We start from the raw sequence: 19,932 nt of genomic DNA, 5'->3' as shown, positions 1-19,932 counted from the left end.
GTCGTCGTCGTCGAGCCTCCGCAATCATAAGAGGAAATTGGAGGTGCCCGCTCTATCCCCACCCGCACCTATGGTTCAGGATCGAACCAGCCTTCTCACTGCTGCGCGGACGGCGGCAGTCCCATCGCCACCCCGGCCTTGACCACCGGCGCCCCGCCCCGCATGCTCGGGCTGCGCCGGCTGCGGCGCTCGACCCAGCGGGCGAGCCAGGAGAGCAGCAGGCACATGCCGATGTAGATCGGCGCGATCACGATCACCACGGGGATGAACGGCAGGTCGTAGTCGAGGTTGGTGGCGATCAGCTTGCCCGCGTGCAGGAACTCCTCGTAGGTGATCAGGAAGCCCAGCGAGGTGTCCTTGAGCGCGACCACCAGCTGGCTGATGATGGCCGGCAGCATGGCCCGGTTGGCCTGCGGCACCAGCACGTACGTCATCACCTGAGTCTTGCGCAGGCCGAGCGCGTAGGCCGCCTCGCGCTGCCCCTTGGGCACCGCGAGCACGCCGGCCCGGAAGACCTCGGCCAGCACCGAGCCGTTGTACAGCACCAACCCGGCCACCAGCGCCCACAGCGGCTGCACCTTGAGCGCGACGAAGACGAAGAAGATCATCACCAGCAGCGGCATGGCCCGGAAGAACTCCACCACCACCGTGGAGAGCACCCGCACCACCCTGTGGTCGGACAGTCGCCCCGCCGCGAACAGCGCGCCGAAGGGCAGCGCGAACAGCACCGTCCAGCCGAAGGCCTTGAGGGTGTTGCCGAGCCCGCTCAGCAGCAGGTCCTGGACGCCCCGGTACTCGAAGGGCATCCACTTCTGGTACGTGAACTGGTGGGTGTGGAAGAGCATGTAGACGATCCAGCCGATCAGCGCCGCGATCAGCAGCAGCGCGATCCCGCCGTACAGCCGGTGGCGGGCGAGCGCCTTCGGACCGGGGATGTCGTACAGCGCCGAGGATCCAACGGTCATCGCGACACCGCCACTCGTCGTTCCAGCAGGTTGAAGACGGCGCTGACGGCCAGGGTGATGATCAGGTAGCCGACGGCGATCCAGACGAAGGTCCAGATGATGCTGTAGCCCAGCTCGTTGATCGTCCGGTAGGTGCCGAGCAGCTCGGTGACGCTGAACGAGCCGGCGATCGCCGTGTTCTTCGCCAGCGCGATCATCACACTGCCGATCGGCGCGACCACCGACCGGTACGCCTGCGGCATGACCACCACGCTCATCGTCTGCCCGAAGCTCATGCCCAGGCTGCGCGCCGCTTCCCCCTGCCCCACCGGCACGGTGTTGATGCCCGAGCGCATCGCCTCGCAGACGAAGGCCGAGGTGTAGCAGCCGAGCGCGGCCACCGCGAAGACGAAGAACGGCAGCGTGATGTTGAAGCGCGGCAGGCCCAGCACCACGATGAAGAACAGCAGGGTCAGCGGCGTGTTGCGCAGCAGCGTCACCCACGCCGTCCCGAACACCCGCAGCGGCCGGACCGGCGAGACCCGGAAACCCGCGATCATCACTCCCAGCACCAGCGACAGCACGGCGCTCACCGCGAACAGCGAGAGCGTGCCGAGGAAGCCCTCCCAGTAGGTCGACCAGTTGTCGGTCAGCGTTTTCACGGCGCGGCCCTCTCAGTACCGGTCGATCGGCGGCGGTGTGGGCGCCGGCTCCCCGGACAGGCCCAGGGTCGCGTCGTAAGCCTTCTTCCAGTCGCCGTTCTGCTCGTTCTGCGCCAGCGCGTCGTCCAGGGCCAGGCGCAGCACGGTGTCGTTCTTCGGGGTGCCGATCCCGTACGGCTCCTGGGAGAACAGCGGGCCGACCACCTTGAGCTCGTCCGGCGCCTTGGCCGCGTAGCCCAGCAGGATCGCGTTGTCCGTGGTGACGGCGTCGACCTGGCCGGTGATCAGGTTGTCCACGCAGGCCGAGTAGGTGTCGTAGCCGATCAGCTTCGCCTTCGGGAACTGCGACTGGATGCGCTGGTACGGGGTCGAGCCGGCCGCCGAGCAGACCTTCTTGCCGTCCAGGTCCTGCGGGCCGTGGATGGTGTTGTCGTTCCTGCGCACCAACAGCGACTGCCCGGCGATGAAGTACGGTCCGGCGAAGCCGACCAGCTTCTTCCGGTTGTCGTTGATGGTGTAGGTGCCGACGTAGAAGTCCACCTGGCCGTTCTGCAGCGCGGTCTCGCGGTTGGCCGAGGCGATGGTCTTGAACTCGATCCGGTCCGGCGGAAAGCCCAGGTAGGCGCCGACCATCTTGGCGATCTCGATGTCGAAGCCGGAGTACACGCCGGTGGCCGGGTTCTTCTCGCCCAGGTACGGCTGGTCCTCCTTGGCGCCGACCACCAGGTGGCCCCGGCTGCGGGCGGCGTCCAGGGTCGGCGAGCCGGTGATGGAGGCGGCGTCGCGCACCTGGTAGCTGGGCAGCGCACTCGCCTGCGGGCCCTTGGGCGGCGGGGTGCCGGGCTTGCCGCAGCCGGCGGCCAGCACGGCGAGCAGCAGGACGGCGGCGAGCGCCGTCCGGCCCCGGGCGGCGGTGGTCTTCCTCGTCACGGCGCCGCCTCAGTGCTTCAGGATCTTGGACAGGAAGTCCCGGGCGCGCTCGCTCTCCGGAGCGTTGAAGAAGTCCTCCGGGGCGCGGTCCTCGACGATCCGGCCGTCGGCCATGAAGACCACCCGGTTGGCGGAGGCCCGGGCGAAGCCCATCTCATGGGTGACCACGACCATCGTCATGCCCTCGTGGGCGAGCTGGCGCATGACGTCCAGCACCTCGTTGATCATCTCGGGGTCGAGCGCCGAGGTCGGCTCGTCGAACAGCAGCGCCTTCGGGTCCATCGCCAGCGCCCGGGCGATCGCCACCCGCTGCTGCTGGCCGCCGGAGAGCTGGGCCGGGTACTTGTCGGCGTGCGCCTCCAGCCCGACCCGCTCCAGCAGGGCGCGGGACTTGGCGTCCGCCTCCGCCCGGGGCCGGCCGCGGACCTTGATCTGCGCGAGCGAGACGTTCTGCAGCACGGTCTTGTGCGCGAACAGGTTGAAGGACTGGAACACCATGCCGACCTCGGCGCGCAGCCGGGCCAGCCCCTTGCCCTCCTCGGGCAGCGGCTCGCCGTCGATCAGGATGGTGCCGTCCTCGATCGGCTCCAGGCGGTTGATCGCCCGGCAGAGCGTCGACTTGCCGGAGCCGGACGGTCCGATGACCACGACGACCTCGCCGCGGCCCACGGTCAGCTCGATGTCCTGGAGGACGTGCAGGTCCCCGAAGTGCTTGTTGACGCCGCGCACCTCGATCAGCGGCGTGAAGGCCGAGGGCCCCGCCTGGGCCGGCCCGGGAGCGCTGGTCACCGGCCGCGACGCCCCTTCAGCAGCCAGCCCAGCGCGCCGCCGGCGAGCAGCGTGGCGAGCAGTGCGATCCAGAGCGGCGCGGTGACGGTGAACACCCAGAACTGGATCTTCACCTTGTCGAGGTTCGCGAACAGGAACCACACGGCGAGGACGACGAGGACGCCGATCCCGATGTACCGGGTGGGGATCCCAGCGATCTCGCTGCGTTTGGAGCCGGACGAGCCGTCCGAAATCTTGGTCACCGGAGCAGTCTGCGGGCCGGGGATCCGATTTGCCCGGTTACACGCCCTGATGGGCGAGGGAGTAACCCGCACGGGGCAATCAGGCCCCGTGCGGGTTTGAAATGCCGTACGGGTCAACGGCGCCGTACGGGTTCGACGGCGCCGGCCCGCTACCGCTCGTCCCGCCAGGAGCGCCAGAGCGCCGCGTACGGGCCGCCGGCCGCGACCAGCTCCGGGTGGCTGCCGTACTCGCTGATCCGGCCGCCCTCGACCACCGCGATCACGTCCGCGTCGTGCGCGGTGTGCAGCCGGTGGGCGATGGCGATCACCGTGCGGCCCTCCAGCACCCGGGCGAGCGAGCGCTCCAGGTGCCGGGCGGCGCGCGGGTCCAGCAGCGAGGTGGCCTCGTCCAGCACCAGGGTGTGCGGATCGGCCAGCACCAGCCGGGCCAGCGCCAGCTGCTGGGCCTGCGGCGGGGTCAGCGCGGTGCCGCCGGAGCCGACCTCGGTGTCGAGGCCGTGCGGCAGCGCGTCCACCCAGCCGCCGGCGTCCACCGCGTCCAGCGCGGAGCGCAGTTCGGTGTCCTCGGCCCCGGGCGCGGCCAGCCGCAGGTTGTCCCGCAGGGTGCCGACGAAGACGTGGTGCTCCTGGTTCACCAGGGCGACCTCCACCCGCACCCGCTCGGCCGGCATCCGCGCCAGCGCCGCCCCGCCGAGCGTCACGCTGCCGCGCCCGGGGGCGTAGATCCCGGCCAGCAGCCGCCCCAGCGTGGACTTGCCCGCCCCGGACGGCCCGACCAGCGCGACCCGGCTGCCCGGCGCGACGTCCAGGCTGATGCCGTGCAGGACGTCGGCGCCCTCGCGGTAGCCGAACCGGACGTCCCGGGCCTCGACCCGACGGCCGTCCGGGTGGCTGGACTCGTCGCCCTCGTGCTCCGGCACCTCGCGGACGCCGACCAGCCGGGCCAGCGAGGCCTGGCCGATCTGCAGCTCGTCGTACCAGCGCAGGATCAGGTCGACCGGGCCGGTCAGCATCTGCGCGTACAGCACTCCTGTGGTCAACTGGCCGACGGTGATCCACCCCTTGAGGGTGAACAGCCCGCCGAGCAGCAGGGTGGCCAGCACCGCCGAGGAGTAGACCGCGTCGATGGTCGGGAACCAGACCGAGCGCAGCCACAGGGTGTAGCGCTCCCAGGCGAGCCACTCGCCCAGCTTGCGGTCCGTCAGGGCGATCCGCTGGTCGCCCAGGCGCAGCGCCTCCACCGTCCGCCCGGCGTCCACCGTCTCGGCCAGCATGGTGTTCACCGCGGCGTACCCGGCCGACTCGTTGCGGTAGGACTGCGGCGCGCGCTTGAAGTACCAGCGGGAGCTGACCAGCAGCAGCGGCAGGCCGATCAGCGAGGTGAGCGCGAGCAGCGGCGAGGTGACCAGCAGGGCGCCGATCACCAGCAGCAACGACACGATGGCGACGGCGAGTTCGGGCACGGCCTCGCGCACCGACTTGTCCAGCCGGTCGACGTCCGTGGTGCCCCGGGAGACCAGGTCCCCGGTGCCGGCCCGCTCCAGCACGCCGGTGGGCAGCGCGACCGAGCGGACCAGGAAGTCCTCGCGCAGGTCGGCCAGCACCCGCTCGCCGAGGACGGCACCGCGCATCCGGGACCAGCCGGTGAAGGCGGACTGCACCACCAGCGCCAGCAGGTACCAGCCGACCGCGACCGCGATGGTGGCCTCGGCGGTGCCGGTGGCCAGCGACTCGACCAGGCTGCCGAGCACCCAGGGGCCGACCAGCCCGGCCACGGTGGCCACCGAGTGCAGCGACACCACCGCGGAGAACCCTCGGCGGTGGCGCCGGGCGAGCAGGCGCAGGTAGGCGCGCACGGCGGCCGGTGAGCCGACCGGCAGGGTGGTGGCCGGCCCCTGCTCCTCATGGACGGGGGGCTTCATGGCGTGCTCCTCAGGTATGCGGCGGGTCGGGCGGGGCGGACGGCGCGGGTGCCCACGCGGCCGCTCATACCGGCTCCCCCACCGGTGCCGGCTCCTCTTCGCGGGTGACCACGGCCCGGTAGGCCGGCTCGGTCCGCATCAGGTCGCGGTGCCGCCCGGCCACGGCCACCCGGCCGTCGCGCAGCAGCACCACCCGGTCGGCCTGGTCGAGCAGCAGCGGGCTGGTCGCGAAGACCACGGTGGTGCGCCCCGCCCGGGTGTCCCGCAGTCCGGTGGCGATCCTGGACTCGGTGTGGGCGTCCACCGCGCTGGTCGGCTCGTCCAGGACGAGGACCGGCGGGTCGGCCAACAGCGCGCGGGCCAGGGCGAGCCGCTGGCGCTGCCCGCCGGACAGCGAGCGCCCGCGCTCGGTGATCCGGGCGAGCATCGCGTCGCCCGCACACTCCGGCGAGCCGTCCACCAGGGCCTCCAGCACGTCGTCGGACCGGGCGGCGGCCAGCGCCTCGGCCACCGAGACCCGCCCCGAGGACGGGATGTCGAACAGCCCGGCCAGGGTGCCGGAGAGCAGCACCGGCTCCTTGTCGTGGACCAGCACCGCCGCCCTGGCCTCGGCCAGCGGCACCGCGTCCAGCTCCGTCCCGCCGAGCCGGACGGAAGGCTGCTCCGGCTCGCCCTCGGCGGCCGGGACGTGCCCGCCGAGCCGCCCGGCGAGCGCCCCGGCGAAGTCCGGGTCCCCGCAGACGACCGCGGTCAGCTCCCCGGCCCGCGCGGTCAGCCCGGTCGCCGGGTCGAACAGGTCGGCGTTCCCCGGCTTGTTCAGCGAGGCCTCGGCCACGCCGCTGCTGCGGCTGAGCGAGAGCACCCGGACGGCGCGCCCGGCGGAGACCCGGGCGACGCTCCAGGCGTGCGCGGCCTCGCCGAGGATCCGCAGCGGCGCCGCGAGGAAGGCGGTGGCGCCGTACACGGCGATCAGGGTCCCGACGGCGAGCTCGCCCGCAGCCGCCTGCCGGGCGCCGTACCACGTCACCCCGATCACGAACAGGCCCGGCAGCAGGACCTGTTGGGCCTGCATCAGCGACCAGATCCGGGCCGATCGGACGGCCGCGGCCCGGACCTTCTGGGAGGCGGCCCGGTACCGGTCGAGGAACAGTTCCTCGCCGCCGATGCCGCGCAGCACCCGCAGCCCCGCCACGGTGTCGGCGGCCAGCTCGGTGGCCTTGCCGCCGAGCGTGCGCTGCTGCTCGTACCGCCGCTCGAACGGCCCGATCAGCGGCCAGACGGCGGCCGCCAGCACCGGGACGCCGAGCAGCACCCCGACCCCGAGCACCGGTTCGACGACCAGCACGGCCGAGCTGACGGCCAGCCAGACGATCACCGCGGCCCGGACCCGGGCGACGAGTTCGACGTACCAGCCGATCCGCTCGACGTCCCCGCTGCCGACCGCGACGACCTCGCCGGTGGCGATCCGGCAGGACAGCCCGGCGCCCAGGTGCGAGGCCTGCCGGGCCACCAGCTGCCGCACGTGGCACGCCGCGTGGATCCAGTTCCAGACCGCCTGCCGGTGCAGCAGCACGGCACCGAGCGCGGACAGCACGGCGAGCGCCACCGCGAGGGCACCGGCCCGCCAGATCCCGGCGGCCTCGCCGTCGACGGCGGCCTGCACGCCCCACCCGAGCGCTATCGGCAGCGCCGCCTGGCCGCCCATCTCCAGCAGCGCCCAGCAGGTGGCCAGCGCCTGCCCGCGCCGCTGGCCGCGCTGGAGCCAGCGCAGGAAGGCCGGGGGTGAGGAGAGATCGGGGCTACCGGGGTCGGCCAACGGCAGGGGGGTGAGCAGCATGACACTCCGATACAGGAGGGTGCGGGACGGTGCTGGAGGTCCTGGAGGGTGCGAGCAGGCGTGAGCGGGCACGCCGGGAGAAGGTCACGAGCCGGAGGCACGGGTCTCGCGGCACGGCGGGCCCGACTCGCGCGAACAGCGGAAGACGGGCGGCGGCGGGCGACAGCGCGGCGCCTCGCCCCGGCGGCATCGGCGCGTCCGGGGCGGCGCCGAACGGGACCGCCGAACGGGACCGCCGGACGGGACGGCCGGACGGGGGCGGGAAGGGCACGAAGGGCCCGGATCTCAGGAGGTCATGGCCACGAGCCTGCCAACCCCGATGTGATCTGCGCAACAGGTTTTTTCGCCGCCCGGCCCCCGGATCCCCGCCGAAGCGGGCCTCCGGCCCCGCAAGATTCCCCCGAACGGCGGGAACAATCCCGCCCGGGTCCCAGTTGCCCCCTTCTGGAATCAGACGGACAACCAGGAGGGCACCCCTTCCCGTGAGCAACATCCCCAACGTCACGCTGAACGACGGCGCGCAGATCCCGCAGCTCGGATTCGGCGTGTGGCAGGTCCCGGACGACGAGGCCACGGCCGCCGTCCGCACCGCGATCGAGGCGGGCTACCGCTCCATCGACACCGCGGCCATCTACGAGAACGAGGCCGGCACCGGCCAGGCGATCACCGAGGCCCTGGCCGGCGGCGTCGCCCGCGAGGACCTCTACATCACCACCAAGCTGTGGAACTCGGGCACCCGTGACTGGTCGGGCGAGCAGGGCCGCGACGCCGTCCTGCGTGAGTTCGACGCGTCGCTGGCCAAGCTCGGCCTCGACTACGTCGACCTCTACCTGATCCACTGGCCGCGCCCGAAGCACGGCAGCTACCTGAACGTCTGGAAGGCCTTCGAGCAGTTGAAGGCGGACGGCCGGGTCAAGTCGGTCGGCGTCTCCAACTTCGGGCCCGAGCAGCTCACCCGACTGCTCGACGAGACCTCGGTCGTCCCGGTGCTGAACCAGGTCGAGCTGCACCCGTACTTCCCGCAGACCGAGCTGCGCGCCTTCCACGCCCAGCACGGCATCGCCACCGAGGCCTGGAGCCCGCTGGGCCAGGGCAAGGAGCTGCTCGCCGAGCCGGCGCTGGCGAAGATCGCCGAGAAGCACGGCCGCACGGTCGCCCAGGTGGTGCTCCGCTGGCACCTGCAGAGCGGCGTGATCGCGATCCCGAAGTCGGTCACCCCCGCCCGCATCCGGGAGAACCTGGACGTCGCCGGCTTCGAGCTGGACGCCGAGGACCTCGCCGCGATCGCCGGTGTCGCCACCGGCACGCGGATCGGTCCGGACCCGCAGGAGTTCGACTGGAACTGACGGCACCCGCCGTCCGACTTCTCTGACGAGCGGTCATGTCGAACGACCGCCCACCCCTGCAGGGGTGGGCGGTCTTCGGTGTGCCACGATCCACCAGCGCCGACGAGCAGCGGCCTCCGGCACGTCAGGCCACCAGCACCTTGAGCCGTCAACGGCTTGAGTCATCAACGCCTTGAGCCGTCAACGCCTCAAGCCCTCGGCACACCAGGCCTTCCGTACGTTGGCGAATCGTTTTGGCTGGCGCTCAAAGGATCCTTCTAGAGCCGCGCCGCCTTGCCGAGGAGCGCCAGCGCGGGCCCGTGCTCACTCTCGTCCAGCGGGGCGAGCAGCAGCCGCTGGACCTCGGCCACGCCGGCCGTCGAACGGTGCAGCAGGTCCTGGCCCGCCGGCGAGAGCGACAGCAGGTTGCGGCGCCCGTCCGAGGGGTCGCGCCGGCGCTGCACCAGACCACGGCGCACCAGCCGGCTCACCATCTCGGCCATCGTCGCCTTGTCCAGCGAGGCCAGCTCACCGACCGTGCGCTGGTCGGCGCCCGGTTCCAGTTCGAGCGCGTCCAGCACCGCGTACTGCGGAGCCGTCAGCTCCGCACCGACGTGCTCCGACCAGAGTTTGGTGTGCACCTGCTGGCCCACCCTGATCAGGTAGCCGATCGCCCGCTGCGCGTCCAGTATCGGCCGTGTGTCGGAGAACACGGCGACCGCGGCGGGCTCCAGCCTGGCTATCTTGGCCATCACCCGCACGATCTCCACCTGCTCCTCCGCCGTCAGCGGCTCGAACAGGGTGCGCTGCACGCGGACCACACCGCCGGTGGCCTCACGCACCGCCTGGGCACCGCTCTGCGAGAGAGCGAGCAGTTTTCGCCGGCCGTCGGCCGGGTCACGCCTTCGCAGCACCAAGCCGCGGCGGACCAGCCGCGCGACCATCTCCGCCATCGTCGCCTTGTCCAGCGAGGCTCGCTCGCCGACCGTCCGCTGGTCGGCACCCGGTTCGAGGGCCAGGACCAGCAGGACGGCGAACTGCGGAGCCGTGAGATCGGCTCCGACATGCTCGGACCACAGCCTGGTGTGAACCTGCTGTGCAACGCGAATCAGGTGTCCGGGCGACTGTTGCAGTCGCGCGGACACGCGGGTCGTCGGGATCTCCCCCAGCACCATGTATCCGTCCCGATGTCACACCCGGTGTGTGTGGGACACCCGGGTGGGGCAGTAACGGCGAGTGGGCGTCCAGCTATGAGGGAGGGCGCTCCAGCCGTGCAGCCGGTGGCTGCTGGCGGACACTATACAAACGGCGGGCCCTTGCTGGCAGGCAGGGGCGGATAGTAGACGCAGGTTCGGCAACATTGGCATATTTACGCGCCCGCCACGCCCTCTCGGTAACCCGTTCTCAGTAGAAAGCCGACCGGTCGGTCCTTACCGACCGTCACCCGCGACTCTCCGACCCTGTTCGCCCTCCCTACTCGCGGGTAGGGTGTGGCCACCCTCCCCGGGGCGCTCCCCGCGGAGACCACCCCGAGAGAGACGAGAGCGAGCATGACCGAGCAGAGCACCGCCCCCCGGGTCGCCGTCGTCACCGGCGCCGCCCGCGGCCTGGGCGCCGCCACCGCCGTGCAACTGGCCTCCGACGGCTACGCCGTGGCCGTCCTCGACCTGGACGAGACCGCCGGGAAGGACACCGTCGACCGGATCACCGCGGCCGGCGGCCGGGCCCTGGCCGTGGGCGCCGACGTCTCGGACGCCGACCAGGTGCAGGCCGCCGTCGACCGGGTGGCCGCCGAGCTCGGCGCCCCCGTGGTGCTGGTCAACAACGCGGGCGTGCTCCGCGACAACCTGCTCTTCAAGATGTCCGAGTCCGACTGGGACACGGTCATGAACGTCCATCTGCGCGGGGCCTTCCTGATGACCCGCGCGGTGCAGAAGCACATGGTGGACGCCGGTTTCGGCCGCATCGTCAACCTGTCCTCCTCGTCCGCCCAGGGCAACCGCGGCCAGGCCAACTACTCGGCCGCCAAGGCCGGTCTGCAAGGCTTCACCAAGACTTTGGCCATTGAGCTGGGCAAGTTCGGCATCACCGCCAACGCCGTGGCCCCCGGCTTCATCGCCACCGACATGACCGCGGCCACCGCAGCCCGGGTCGGCATGGACTTCGAAGACTTCAAGCGGGCTGCGGCCTCCCAGATCCCGGTCCAGCGGGTCGGTCTGCCTGAGGACGTCGCCCACACCATCTCCTTCCTCGCGAGCGAGGGCGCCGGCTTCGTCTCCGGGCAGGTGATCTACGTCGCGGGCGGCCCCCTCGACTGAGCACGGAACCTACACAGGGTTACCACGGAGTGGGAAGCCGGCCGCGCCGGCCGCCCACTCCGTTTTCTTTACCGGGGCTTTTGCAGAATCATTCGAACACCACACTGGCATTCGATCCGAGAATCGCGGAAATCACTCCCCGGGCGGACCTCTCCCCGCCAATTGTCGATTTCACGGGAAAATGACAAATCCCTCCGGAATAGCCCCGGCCGGATGGGTAAGGTCACCCCCGTGCAAGCCCCGAGTACCCCCGCGCCCTATCCGAACCAGGGGCCGGAGCAGCTCACCACCACCCACCGCGAGCGCCCGAGCCCCGAACGAGCCCACCGCCGCGAGCCCGGCTGGCCGCCGATGGGCCGCCGACAGGCCGCCCTGCTCGCCGTGACCTGCGTCGCCTACCTGCTGGTCCTGGCCGGTGTCCTGCTCAACACCGCCCTGGTCGACCTCGACTGGTCGGTCCGGCTGTTCCGCCCCTACGAACGCTGGCCCAGCCTGGAACCGCTGCTCGACACCTGGGTGGTCGCCGGGCAACGCGGCCCCTCCGCCATCGCCGCCTTCGTCTGGCTCGGCTGGCGCGCGCACCGGCTGGGGCGGCTGCGCCCGCTGCTGGTGATGGCCGTCGCGCTGCTGCTGCTCAACGTCACGGTCGGCGCGGTCAAGATCGTCACCGGCCGGCTCGGCCCGCACTACGCCCAGTACGTCGGCTCGCCCGAACTGTTCTCCGGCGGCACCATCTTCCCGTCCGGTCACACCGCCAACGCGGTCGTCACCTGGGGCGTGCTCGCCTACCTCGCGGTCCGCTGGCGGCGCACCGGCGCGGTGATCGCCGCCGCCACCGCCTGCTCGATCGGCCTGACCACGCTCTACCTGGGCACCCACTGGGTCACCGACGTGCTGGCCGGCTGGGCCGCCGGACTGCTGGTACTGCTCTCGCTGCCGCTGCTGGAGCCGCTGGTCGTCGCCGCCGAACAGCGGTTGGCCCGTCGGCCGGGCCCCTGAGCCCGCACGCCACGACCACCGCGGCCACCGGCCACCCCGGCCGCCGGAAAGGTCGACCACCGGGAGGGCGGCCCTACCCCTCCCAGCTACGCTCGACCACGCCGTCGCGCACCGCGAGGTTGAGCCGGCCCTCACGGTGGTCCATGGTCATCATCGCCCCCGGCTCCAGCACCCGGACCGAGGCCCAGCCGTGCCGCCGGGCCAGCTCCCGGGCCCGTTCGATCCGCAGCCCCGCGTAGCCCTCGGCGTCCGCCGCCGCGTCCGACCCCGTCATCGCGTCTCCCCCGCTCTCCCCCACGGACGTACGCTGGAATCGTAGCCCCCACCCGCGCGGCCCGGAGGTGAACGGCCATGCGCACCACCACTCCGCGACGGCCGTGGCGCAGCGGCACCGAGCCGGCCACCGCCCGCAGCGACCTCAAACTCCGCTACCTGCTGTCGCTCACCTTCACGCCGCTGTTCGCGCTCGCGACGGCGGGCTTCGCGATCTGGGCGGCGGCCTCCCCCGCCAACGGCGCCCCCAGCCAGGGGACCCTCACCGGCTTCGCCATCGCCTGCGGCCTGCTCACCCTGTTCGCCACCGTCGATCTCGTCGTGGTCATCCGGCGCCGCCGGACCGAGCTCTGACACGGTGTCTCCCACGGAGTGGGAAGTCGGCCCGGCCGACTTCCCACTCCCGCAACACTCCCGCAACACTCCCGCACCGCCGCCGAGCACCCGCCCAGAACCAGCTCAGCGGCTGCCGACCGCTTGCTTCACCAGCGTCCGCCCGAAGTCCCACATCAGCCCGCTCCCCCGGTGCGCGTCATCCATGATGTCGGTGAAGGCGTCCACGAACCGGTCGACGTCGCGCTCCGTGATGATCAGCGGCGGGATCAGCTTGATCACCTCCAGGTGGTCCCCGGACACCTGGGTCAGGATCCGGTGCCGTTGGAGCAGCGGGACGACCACCATCTGGGCGAACAGCCCCTTGCGCGCCGCTTGCAGAGCCGTCCAGCCGGTGCGCAGCTTGAGCGACTTGGGTCGGCCGAACTCGATGCCGATCATCAGACCCCGGCCGCGCACCTCGGCGAGCAGCTCGTACCGGTCGACCAGTGCGGCCAGCCGCTCGCGCAACTGATCGCCGACCTGACGCGCGTTCTCCACCACCTTCTCCTCGCGCATCACCTCCAGGGTCGCCAGTCCGGCCGCCATCGCCTGGGCGTTGGCACCGAAGCTGGCCGAGTGCACCAGCACCCGGTCCATCGAGGAGTACACCTTCTCGAAGATCCAGCTCTTGCCGAGCGTCGCCCCGACCGGCACGTAGCCGCCGGAGAGCGCCTTGGCCACGCAGACCAGGTCGGGCAGCACGCCCTCCTCGTGCTGGTAGGCGAAGAACTCGCCGGTACGACCGATCCCGGTCTGCACCTCGTCGCAGATCAGCAGCGCCCTGTGCTCATGCAGCAGGGCCTGCGCGGCACGCAGCCAGCCGGGCGGCGGCGCCAGGACGCCCTTGCCCTGGATCGGCTCGACGATCAGGGCGGCGACGTCGCCGCGCTTCAGCTCCCTGGCCAGCGCGCCGAGGTCGCCGAGCGGGATGGCGGTGTCCGGCAGCAACGGGTCGAAGCCCTTGCGGAAACCGCTCTCCCCGTTGACGGAGAGCGAGCCGGTGGTCAGCCCGTGGAAGGCGTGGTCGGCGTACAGGACGCGCCTGCGGCCGGTGGCGTACCGGGCGAACTTGAGCGCGGTCTCCACCGCCTCGGTGCCGCTGTTGCCGAAGAACACCCGGTCCAGCCCGGGCGTGTACGAGAGCAGTCGCTCGGCGAGCAGCCCGGGCAGCGGCGAGCAGTCGAAGCGGACCAGGTCCGGCAGGTCGAGGTCCATCACCTGCTGGATCGCCGATCGCACGACCGGGTGGTGGCGGCCCAGCGCGAAGATGCCGAAGCCGGCCAGCATGTCGAGGTACTCGTTGCCCTCGGCGTCGTAGAAGTACGGGCCCTTGGCGCGCTCGTAGTACTTGTCGAAGCCGATGGTGTGCAGCATGCGCGGCAGCTGCGGGTTGAGGTGGCGGCCGTGCAGTTCGTACCGCTCGGCGCCGCGTTCGGCGATCAGCGCGGCGAGGTCGAAGCTGGCGGCGGTGCGGTCGGGGTCAGCCGGCATGGCGCTGGTTCGCTCCTCGGTTCGGTAGCAGGTTCTTGGCGAAGACGGCGGTCTGGGCGGCGACTCCGGTGCCGGTCAGGCCGGTCTCCTCCAGGATCTCCCCACGCGCGGCGTGGCCGAGGAACTCCTGCGGCAGGCCGAGCACCCGCACCGGCACGTCCACGTCGGCGTCGCGCAGCGCCTGGGCGACGGCGGCGCCGACGCCACCGGTGCGGCCGTTGTCCTCGACGGTGACGACCAGCCGGTGGGCGGCGGCCAGTTCCGGCAGGACCGGGTCGACCGGTTTGACCCAGCGGGGGTCGACGACGGTCGCGGTGAAGCCCTCGGCGAGCAGCAACCGGGCGGCGTCCAGGCAGGCGGCGGCGGTGGTGCCGACCGCGACCAGGAGGATCTCCGACGGCCGGCCGGTGCGCAGCAGGACGTCCATCCCGCCGATCCGTTCGACGGCCGGCACGGCGGGCCCGATGGTGGCCTTGGGGAAGCGGACCACGGTGGGGGCGTCCTCGACCTCGACGGCCTCGCGCAACTGGGCCCGCAGCTGTTCGGCGTCGCGCGGGGCGGCGAGCCTGAGGCCCGGGACGACCTGGAGGATCGACATGTCCCACATGCCGTTGTGCGAGGCGCCGTCGCTGCCGGTGACCCCGGAGCGGTCGAGGACGAAGGTGACGCCGAGCCGGTGCAGGGCGACGTCCATCAGGACCTGGTCGAAGGCCCGGTTCAGGAAGGTCGCGTAGACGGCGACGACCGGGTGCAGGCCGCCGGTGGCGAGGCCGGCGGCGGAGGTGACGGCGTGCTGCTCGGCGATGCCGACGTCGAAGGTGCGGTCCGGGAAGGCCTTGGCGAAGCGGGCCAGGCCGACCGGTTGGAGCATCGCCGCGGTGATCGCCACCAGGTCGGGCCGCTCGGCGCCGAGCGCGACCAGTTCGTCGCCGAACACCGAGGTCCAGGAGACTCCGCCGCTGGGCGAGATCGGCAGGCAGGTGTACGGGTCGATCGGGTTGACGGCGTGGAAGCGGTCGGCCTCGTCCTGTTCGGCGGGCCGGTAGCCGCGCCCCTTGACGGTGAGGCAGTGCACGATGACGGGGCCGCCGAAGTTGCGCGCCTGGCGCAGCGCCTGTTCGACGGCGCCGAGGTCGTGGCCGTCGATCGGCCCGAGGTACTTCAGCCCGAGGTCCTCGAACATGCCCTGGGGCGCGAAGGCGTCCTTGAAGCCCTTCTTGGCCCCGTGCAGCGCGTCGAAGATCGGCTGGCCGACGAGCGGGGTGCGCTGCAGCGCGCCCTTGCCGAGGGCGAGGAAGCGTTCGTACCCCTGGGTGGTGCGCAGGGTGGCCAGGTGGTTGGCGAGGCCGCCGATGGTCTTGGCGTAGGAGCGCTCGTTGTCGTTAACGACGATGACCAGCGGCCGGTCGCGGGCCTCGGCGATGTTGTTGAGCGCCTCCCAGGCGAGCCCGCCGGTGAGCGCGCCGTCGCCGATCACCGCGACGGTGTGCCGGTCGTGCTGGTCGAGCAGTCCGGCGGCCTTGGCGAGGCCGTCGGCGTAGGACAGGGCGGTGGAGGCGTGCGAGTTCTCGACCAGGTCGTGTTCGGATTCGCCGCGCGAGGGGTAGCCGGAGAGCCCGCCCTTCATCCGCAGCCGGGAGAAGTCCTGGCGGCCGGTGAGCAGTTTGTGGACGTAGCTCTGGTGGCCGGTGTCGAAGACGATCCGGTCGTACGGGGAGTCGAAGACCCGGTGCAGGGCGATGGTCAGCTCGACCACGCCGAGATTGGGCCCGAGGTGGCCGCCGGTGCGGGTGACGGCGTCGATCAGGAACGCGCGGATCTCGTCGGCGAGCAGCGGGAGTTCGGCCGCCGGAAGCTTTCGCAGTTCGGCCGGTGACGTGACGCTGGAGAGCAGTGACATGGGTACACCTCACGACTCGGAGTGGCGCGGTGGTGCCGCCGCCCGGCGGGGGCGGGGCCGGCCCGGGCGCGGGGCCCGGGCCGGACGGGGTGTCCTCGGGAGCGGTGGCGCGGTCGAACGACCGGCTCAGTGGCCGCGGTTGGCACCGATGGTCTCGGTGATGGCGCGCAGCGACTCCTTGAGCGAGCCCATGGTGGCGAGTACGGCGGTCGGCTCGTAGCCGCAGTGCGCCATGCAGTTGGCGCAGCGCGGGTCCTTGCCGCGGCCGTACTTGCTCCAGTCGGTCTTCTCGACGAGTTCGCGGTAGGTGGGCACGTAGCCGTCGGCCATCAGGTAGCAGGGCCGCTGCCAGCCGAACAGCGAGTAGTTGGGGATGCCCCAGGGGGTGCACTCGAAGTCGGCCTTGCCCTCCAGGAAGTCCAGGAAGAGCGGGCTGTGGTTGAGCCGCCAGCGGCTCCGGTTGCCGCCGGCGAAGGCCTTGCGGAAGAGCTCCCGGGTCTGGTCGACGCCGAGGAAGTGCTCCTGGTCGGGGGCCTTCTCGTAGGCGTAGGCCGGGGAGATCATCATCTCGTCGACCTTGAGCTCGTCGTTGAGGAAGTCCAGCACCTCGATGATGGTCTGCGGGGTGTCGGTGTTGAAGAAGGTGCTGTTGGTGGTGACCCGGAAGCCGCGCCGCTTGGCCTCCTTGATCGCCGCCACCGCCTCGTCGAAGGTGCCCTCCTTGGCCACCGACTCGTCGTGCCGCTCGCGCATGCCGTCGATGTGCACGGCGAAGGTGAAGTACGGCGAGGGCTTGAACTTGTCCATCTTCTTGCGCATCAGCAGCGCGTTGGTGCAGAGGAAGACGTACTTGCGGCGCTCGACGAGCTGGCGGACGATCTCGTCGATCTGCGGGTGCATCAGCGGCTCGCCGCCGGCGATCGAGACCATCGGGGCACCCGACTCCAGGACCGCGCCGACCGCCTGGGCCACCGGCATGCGCTGCTTCAGCACACCCGCCGGGTGCTGGATCTTGCCACAGCCCTCACAGGCGAGGTTGCAGGCGAACAGCGGCTCCAGTTCGACGATCAGTGGGAACTTGTCCCGGCGCTTGAGCAGCTTCTGCTGCATGAGGTAGGTGCCGACCCGCACGGTCTGGCGCAACGGCATGGCCATGGCTAGCTCGCCTCCTGGGGGAGCGTCGAGGATGTGGGGTGGTTCAGGTCCGCGGGGCCGGGCCGGGACTCCTGCCGGTACCAGTCGACCAGGGCGGGTACCGCCGCCCGCAGGGTCCGCCAGGCACGCACCCCGGCCGGGAGGGTGCCGGGCCGCAGCAGTTCGCGCTCGGGGGTGTCCACGACCACCCGCAGGACGGCGGCGGGCAGCGTCGGCCGCCGTTCCCGCAGCGCGGCCAGCACGGCGGCGGCCTCCATGTCGACGGCGAGCGCGCCCTGGAGGTGCAGGGCGCGCCGTTCGAGGCCGCGGACGACGTGGTCGGCGGTGTGGTGCACCCCGGCGTGCGCGGTCAGGCCGAGTTCCTTGAGGGCCCTGGCAAGCTCCGGCCCGGAGTCGACGGGGTACAGGTGCCCCTCCGCGTCGCGCACGCCGTCGGCGACCACGATGTCGCCCGGCAGCACGCCCGGGCCGACCGCGGCGCCGAAGCCGGCCACCACGACCGCGCCGTAGCCGCCGGGGGCGGAGCCGAGCAGCCGGCGGACGGTCAGCGCGGCCCGCCGCCGGCCCATGCCGGTGCGCACCAGCACCGGCGGCCCGCCGGCCGCACCGCGCCAGTCGCCACCGCGCAGCGCCCAGACCTCGGGTCCCAGCGCGCAGAGCACCAGCAGCGGGGCGGTGGTCACCGCGCCGCCCCGATCGCCGGGGTGTCGCCGTTGCGGCGGCCGAGGGCGGGGCTGCCGTGCAGGTAGCGGCCGAGCGCGGTGACCGGGAAGACCAGCCGGTACAGGTGGTAGTTGATGGAGAAGTCCCACGGGAAGCCGGTGCCGGTGAACTGCGGCTCGTCCCAGGTGCCCTCGGGCAGCTGGGTGCGCACCAGCCAGTCCACGCCGTGTTCCACCGCCGGGTTGGCCCGGCCGTCCGGGCCCTCGCCGGCCGCGAGCAGCGCCATCAGCGCCCATGCGGTCTGCGAGGCGGTGGAGTCGCCGCGCCCGGCCCAGCGGGCCGGGTCCTCGTAGGAGCGCATGTCCTCGCCCCAGCCGCCGTCGGTGTTCTGCCGGTCCTCCAGCCAGCGGACGGCGCGCCGGATCGCCGGGTGCTCGTCCGGGACGCCGGCCGCGACCAGGGCGGGCAGCACCGAGCCGGTGCCGTAGATGTAGTTGGTGCCCCAGCGGCCGAACCAGGAGCCGTCCGCCTCCTGGTTGTGCAGCAGCCACTCGACGCCGCGCCGGGTGCGCCGGTCGCGGGCCCGGCCGGTCTCGGCGAGCATCTCCACCACGTGGGCGGTGACGTCGGCGGACGGCGGGTCGACCACCTCGCCGAAGTCGCAGAACGGCAGCTTGTTGGGCAGCGTGCTGGTGTTGTCGACGTCGAAGGCGCCCCAGGCGCCGTTCTTGGACTGCATGCCGAGGTTCCAGAGCACGCCGCGGTCCATCGCCGCATCGACCTTGGCCGGGTCAGGGTGGTCGACCCGGCCCAGCGCGAGCACCACCTCGGCGGTGTCGTCGATGTCGGGGTAGGTGTCGTTCTCGAACTCGAAGGCCCAGCCGCCGGGGGCCAGCGTGGGCCGCTGGACGGACCAGTCGCCGTCCTTGCGGATCTCCTCGCCGAGCATCCAGTCGACGGCCGAGACCAGCGCCGGGTGGTCGGCCGGCAGCCCGGCGTCGACCAGCGCGATGGTGGCCAGGCAGGTGTCCCAGACCGGGGACTGGCAGGCCTCCAGCCAGCGCCGGCCGTCCTCGGTGTGCACGGTGAAGCGGTCGAAGGAGGAGAGTCCGGCCTGCATCACCGGGTGCTCCAGCTCGTAGCCCTCCAGGTGCAGGGCGATCAGCGAGTACACGGCGGGCGGCTGGATGCCACCCCAGCAGCCGTCGGCCTCCTGCCGTTCGACGATCCAGCGGCAGGCCTGGGAGACGGCGAGCCGGCGCAGCGGGCGCAGGGCGCGGTGGTGGTAGGCGTGCAGGACCTTGTCGAGGCGCTCGAAGAGGCCGTCCCAGCTGGTGGCGGGGGCGAGCGGCCGGTCGGGGTAGGGGTGGTCCGGGTCGGTGTGCAGCTCGGTGAGCGGGAAGGGCGCCGGACGGACGGGGCGGTGGGCCGAGACGACGGTCAGCGGGACGATGGTCTGGCGGGCCCAGCAGCCGAAGGCGTAGATGTTCAGCGGCAGCCACTTGGGCAGGAAGATGATCTCGGGCGGCATCTCGGGGAGCCGTTCCCAGGGCCACCAGCCGAAGAGCGCGAGCCAGATCCGGGTGAAGACCCGGGCGGCCGCGATGCCCCCGGCGGAGCGGACGTACCGTGCGGCGGCCACCATGTGCGGGGCCTCGGGGTCGTCGCCGGCGAGTTTGAGGGCGACGTACGCCTCGACGGTGGTGGACAGTTCGGCCGGCCCGCCGTGGAAGGTGGCCCAGGTGCCGTCCTCCCGCTGCTGGGACCGGATCCATTCGGCGGTGGCCTTGGTCTGGTCCTCGGTCCGGATCCCGAGGAACTGCCGCAGCAGTAAGTCCTCGGCGTCCATGGTGACGTTGGTCTCCAGGTCGCCCTTCCACCAGCCCTCGGAGCTCTGCAGCGAGAGCAGGTGGGTGGTGGCGCGGGCCAGTGCCTCCCGCGCGTCGGCCGCTCCGAGGTCCGCCTCACCGGCCGGCCGGAGCTGGTCGGTGTCTTCGGGCTGCCACCGCCCGGCGCCCAGGAGGGTCGGGGGGCGGTCGCCCACCGCGACCGGCTCGGAATCGTACTCAGGGTCGAGCCGGCCGTCCGCGGTTGCTGTCAACGTAAC

18 protein-coding genes are annotated in these 19,932 nt (G+C 72.0%); 4 read left to right on the top strand and 14 right to left on the bottom strand.

Annotated features, from left to right (window positions below; genetic code table 11):
* Positions 1-95: 95 nt before the first annotated feature.
* From ACFV6D_RS22815 to ACFV6D_RS22785, 7 genes are all read right to left on the bottom strand, one after another.
* On the bottom strand, positions 96-965 hold the full coding sequence (locus tag ACFV6D_RS22815; protein WP_380560961.1) for an amino acid ABC transporter permease: 870 nt from the start codon (positions 963-965) through the stop codon (positions 96-98).
* Positions 962-1,606 carry an amino acid ABC transporter permease gene (locus ACFV6D_RS22810; protein ID WP_063350110.1) on the bottom strand — a complete coding sequence of 215 codons (645 nt, stop codon included), beginning with the start codon at positions 1,604-1,606 and terminating at the stop codon, positions 962-964. Before ACFV6D_RS22810 ends, ACFV6D_RS22815 begins: the two co-directional genes overlap by 4 nt.
* A 12-nt stretch (positions 1,607-1,618) precedes the next feature.
* A complete protein-coding gene (locus ACFV6D_RS22805) occupies positions 1,619-2,536 on the bottom strand; it encodes a glutamate ABC transporter substrate-binding protein (protein WP_063350109.1) in 918 nt (305 codons plus the stop codon).
* Between the two features lie 9 nt (positions 2,537-2,545).
* Entirely contained in the window at positions 2,546-3,274 is a 729-nt protein-coding gene (locus ACFV6D_RS22800) for an amino acid ABC transporter ATP-binding protein (RefSeq protein ID WP_063351563.1), read from the bottom strand.
* A 47-nt stretch (positions 3,275-3,321) separates the two neighbouring features.
* On the bottom strand, positions 3,322-3,567 hold the full coding sequence (locus ACFV6D_RS22795) for a LapA family protein (RefSeq protein WP_363585876.1): 246 nt from the start codon (positions 3,565-3,567) through the stop codon (positions 3,322-3,324).
* Between the two features lie 149 nt (positions 3,568-3,716).
* Positions 3,717-5,489: an ABC transporter ATP-binding protein gene (locus ACFV6D_RS22790; protein ID WP_380560960.1), complete on the bottom strand. Its 1,773-nt coding sequence runs from the start codon at positions 5,487-5,489 to the stop codon at positions 3,717-3,719.
* A 64-nt stretch (positions 5,490-5,553) separates the two neighbouring features.
* The gene (locus ACFV6D_RS22785) at positions 5,554-7,326 is read right to left on the bottom strand and encodes an ABC transporter transmembrane domain-containing protein (RefSeq protein ID WP_380560959.1); all 1,773 of its coding nucleotides are present in this window, start codon (positions 7,324-7,326) and stop codon (positions 5,554-5,556) included.
* A gap of 482 nt (positions 7,327-7,808) precedes the next feature.
* On the opposite strand from ACFV6D_RS22785, the gene ACFV6D_RS22780 reads away from it, so the two are divergent.
* A complete protein-coding gene (locus ACFV6D_RS22780) occupies positions 7,809-8,672 on the top strand; it encodes an aldo/keto reductase (protein ID WP_063350106.1) in 864 nt (287 codons plus the stop codon).
* Between the two features lie 257 nt (positions 8,673-8,929).
* On the opposite strand, the gene ACFV6D_RS22775 is transcribed toward ACFV6D_RS22780, so the two are convergent.
* Entirely contained in the window at positions 8,930-9,826 is an 897-nt protein-coding gene (locus ACFV6D_RS22775; protein ID WP_244293510.1) for a MarR family winged helix-turn-helix transcriptional regulator, read from the bottom strand.
* 375 nt (positions 9,827-10,201) lie between these two features.
* On the opposite strand from ACFV6D_RS22775, the gene fabG reads away from it, so the two are divergent.
* Both fabG and ACFV6D_RS22765 read left to right on the top strand, forming a co-directional pair.
* On the top strand, positions 10,202-10,969 hold the full coding sequence (gene fabG, locus ACFV6D_RS22770; protein ID WP_063350105.1) for a 3-oxoacyl-ACP reductase FabG: 768 nt from the start codon (positions 10,202-10,204) through the stop codon (positions 10,967-10,969).
* Positions 10,970-11,200: 231 nt separating this feature from the next.
* Positions 11,201-11,968, top strand: a complete 768-nt coding sequence (locus ACFV6D_RS22765) for a phosphatase PAP2 family protein (RefSeq protein WP_244293509.1) — start codon at positions 11,201-11,203, stop codon at positions 11,966-11,968.
* A 73-nt stretch (positions 11,969-12,041) separates the two neighbouring features.
* On the opposite strand, the gene ACFV6D_RS22760 is transcribed toward ACFV6D_RS22765, so the two are convergent.
* Positions 12,042-12,242, bottom strand: coding sequence for an I78 family peptidase inhibitor (locus ACFV6D_RS22760; protein WP_063350104.1), 201 nt, complete (start codon positions 12,240-12,242; stop codon positions 12,042-12,044).
* A gap of 77 nt (positions 12,243-12,319) precedes the next feature.
* On the opposite strand from ACFV6D_RS22760, the gene ACFV6D_RS22755 reads away from it, so the two are divergent.
* A complete protein-coding gene (locus ACFV6D_RS22755) occupies positions 12,320-12,595 on the top strand; it encodes a DUF6343 family protein (RefSeq protein ID WP_063350103.1) in 276 nt (91 codons plus the stop codon).
* Between the two features lie 105 nt (positions 12,596-12,700).
* Here the strand turns inward: ACFV6D_RS22755 and ACFV6D_RS22750 are convergent, their stop codons facing one another.
* From ACFV6D_RS22750 to shc, 5 genes are all read right to left on the bottom strand, one after another.
* The gene (locus tag ACFV6D_RS22750; RefSeq protein WP_380342290.1) at positions 12,701-14,107 is read right to left on the bottom strand and encodes an aspartate aminotransferase family protein; all 1,407 of its coding nucleotides are present in this window, start codon (positions 14,105-14,107) and stop codon (positions 12,701-12,703) included.
* Positions 14,097-16,007, bottom strand: coding sequence for a 1-deoxy-D-xylulose-5-phosphate synthase (gene dxs, locus ACFV6D_RS22745; protein ID WP_380560958.1), 1,911 nt, complete (start codon positions 16,005-16,007; stop codon positions 14,097-14,099). The genes ACFV6D_RS22750 and dxs overlap by 11 nt, the downstream gene beginning before the upstream one ends.
* Positions 16,008-16,133: 126 nt before the next feature.
* A complete protein-coding gene (gene hpnH, locus ACFV6D_RS22740; protein ID WP_063350100.1) occupies positions 16,134-17,162 on the bottom strand; it encodes an adenosyl-hopene transferase HpnH in 1,029 nt (342 codons plus the stop codon).
* Between the two features lie 2 nt (positions 17,163-17,164).
* Positions 17,165-17,845, bottom strand: a complete 681-nt coding sequence (locus ACFV6D_RS22735) for a hypothetical protein (protein WP_063350099.1) — start codon at positions 17,843-17,845, stop codon at positions 17,165-17,167.
* Entirely contained in the window at positions 17,842-19,926 is a 2,085-nt protein-coding gene (gene shc, locus ACFV6D_RS22730) for a squalene--hopene cyclase (protein WP_244293508.1), read from the bottom strand. Before shc ends, ACFV6D_RS22735 begins: the two co-directional genes overlap by 4 nt.
* Between the last annotated feature and the right edge of the window lie 6 nt (positions 19,927-19,932).

This window comes from Kitasatospora sp. NPDC059812, assembly GCF_042732075.1.
GTDB lineage: Bacteria > Actinomycetota > Actinomycetes > Streptomycetales > Streptomycetaceae > Kitasatospora.
This window is presented reverse-complemented; position numbering and strand designations above follow the sequence as displayed.

Bases quoted from the DNA above. Each gene is read 5' to 3' on its own strand.
- ACFV6D_RS22815 (WP_380560961.1), bottom strand. From the start codon at position 965: ATGACCGTTGGATCCTCGGCGCTGTACGACATCCCCGGTCCGAAGGCG.
- dxs (WP_380560958.1), bottom strand. From the start codon at position 16,007: ATGTCACTGCTCTCCAGCGTCACGTCACCGGCCGAACTGCGAAAGCTT.
- ACFV6D_RS22760 (WP_063350104.1), bottom strand. From the start codon at position 12,242: ATGACGGGGTCGGACGCGGCGGCGGACGCCGAGGGCTACGCGGGGCTG.
- ACFV6D_RS22790 (WP_380560960.1), bottom strand. From the start codon at position 5,489: ATGAAGCCCCCCGTCCATGAGGAGCAGGGGCCGGCCACCACCCTGCCG.
- fabG (WP_063350105.1), top strand. From the start codon at position 10,202: ATGACCGAGCAGAGCACCGCCCCCCGGGTCGCCGTCGTCACCGGCGCC.
- ACFV6D_RS22785 (WP_380560959.1), bottom strand. From the start codon at position 7,326: ATGCTGCTCACCCCCCTGCCGTTGGCCGACCCCGGTAGCCCCGATCTC.
- ACFV6D_RS22750 (WP_380342290.1), bottom strand. From the start codon at position 14,107: ATGCCGGCTGACCCCGACCGCACCGCCGCCAGCTTCGACCTCGCCGCG.
- hpnH (WP_063350100.1), bottom strand. From the start codon at position 17,162: ATGGCCATGCCGTTGCGCCAGACCGTGCGGGTCGGCACCTACCTCATG.
- ACFV6D_RS22775 (WP_244293510.1), bottom strand. From the start codon at position 9,826: ATGGTGCTGGGGGAGATCCCGACGACCCGCGTGTCCGCGCGACTGCAA.
- ACFV6D_RS22755 (WP_063350103.1), top strand. From the start codon at position 12,320: ATGCGCACCACCACTCCGCGACGGCCGTGGCGCAGCGGCACCGAGCCG.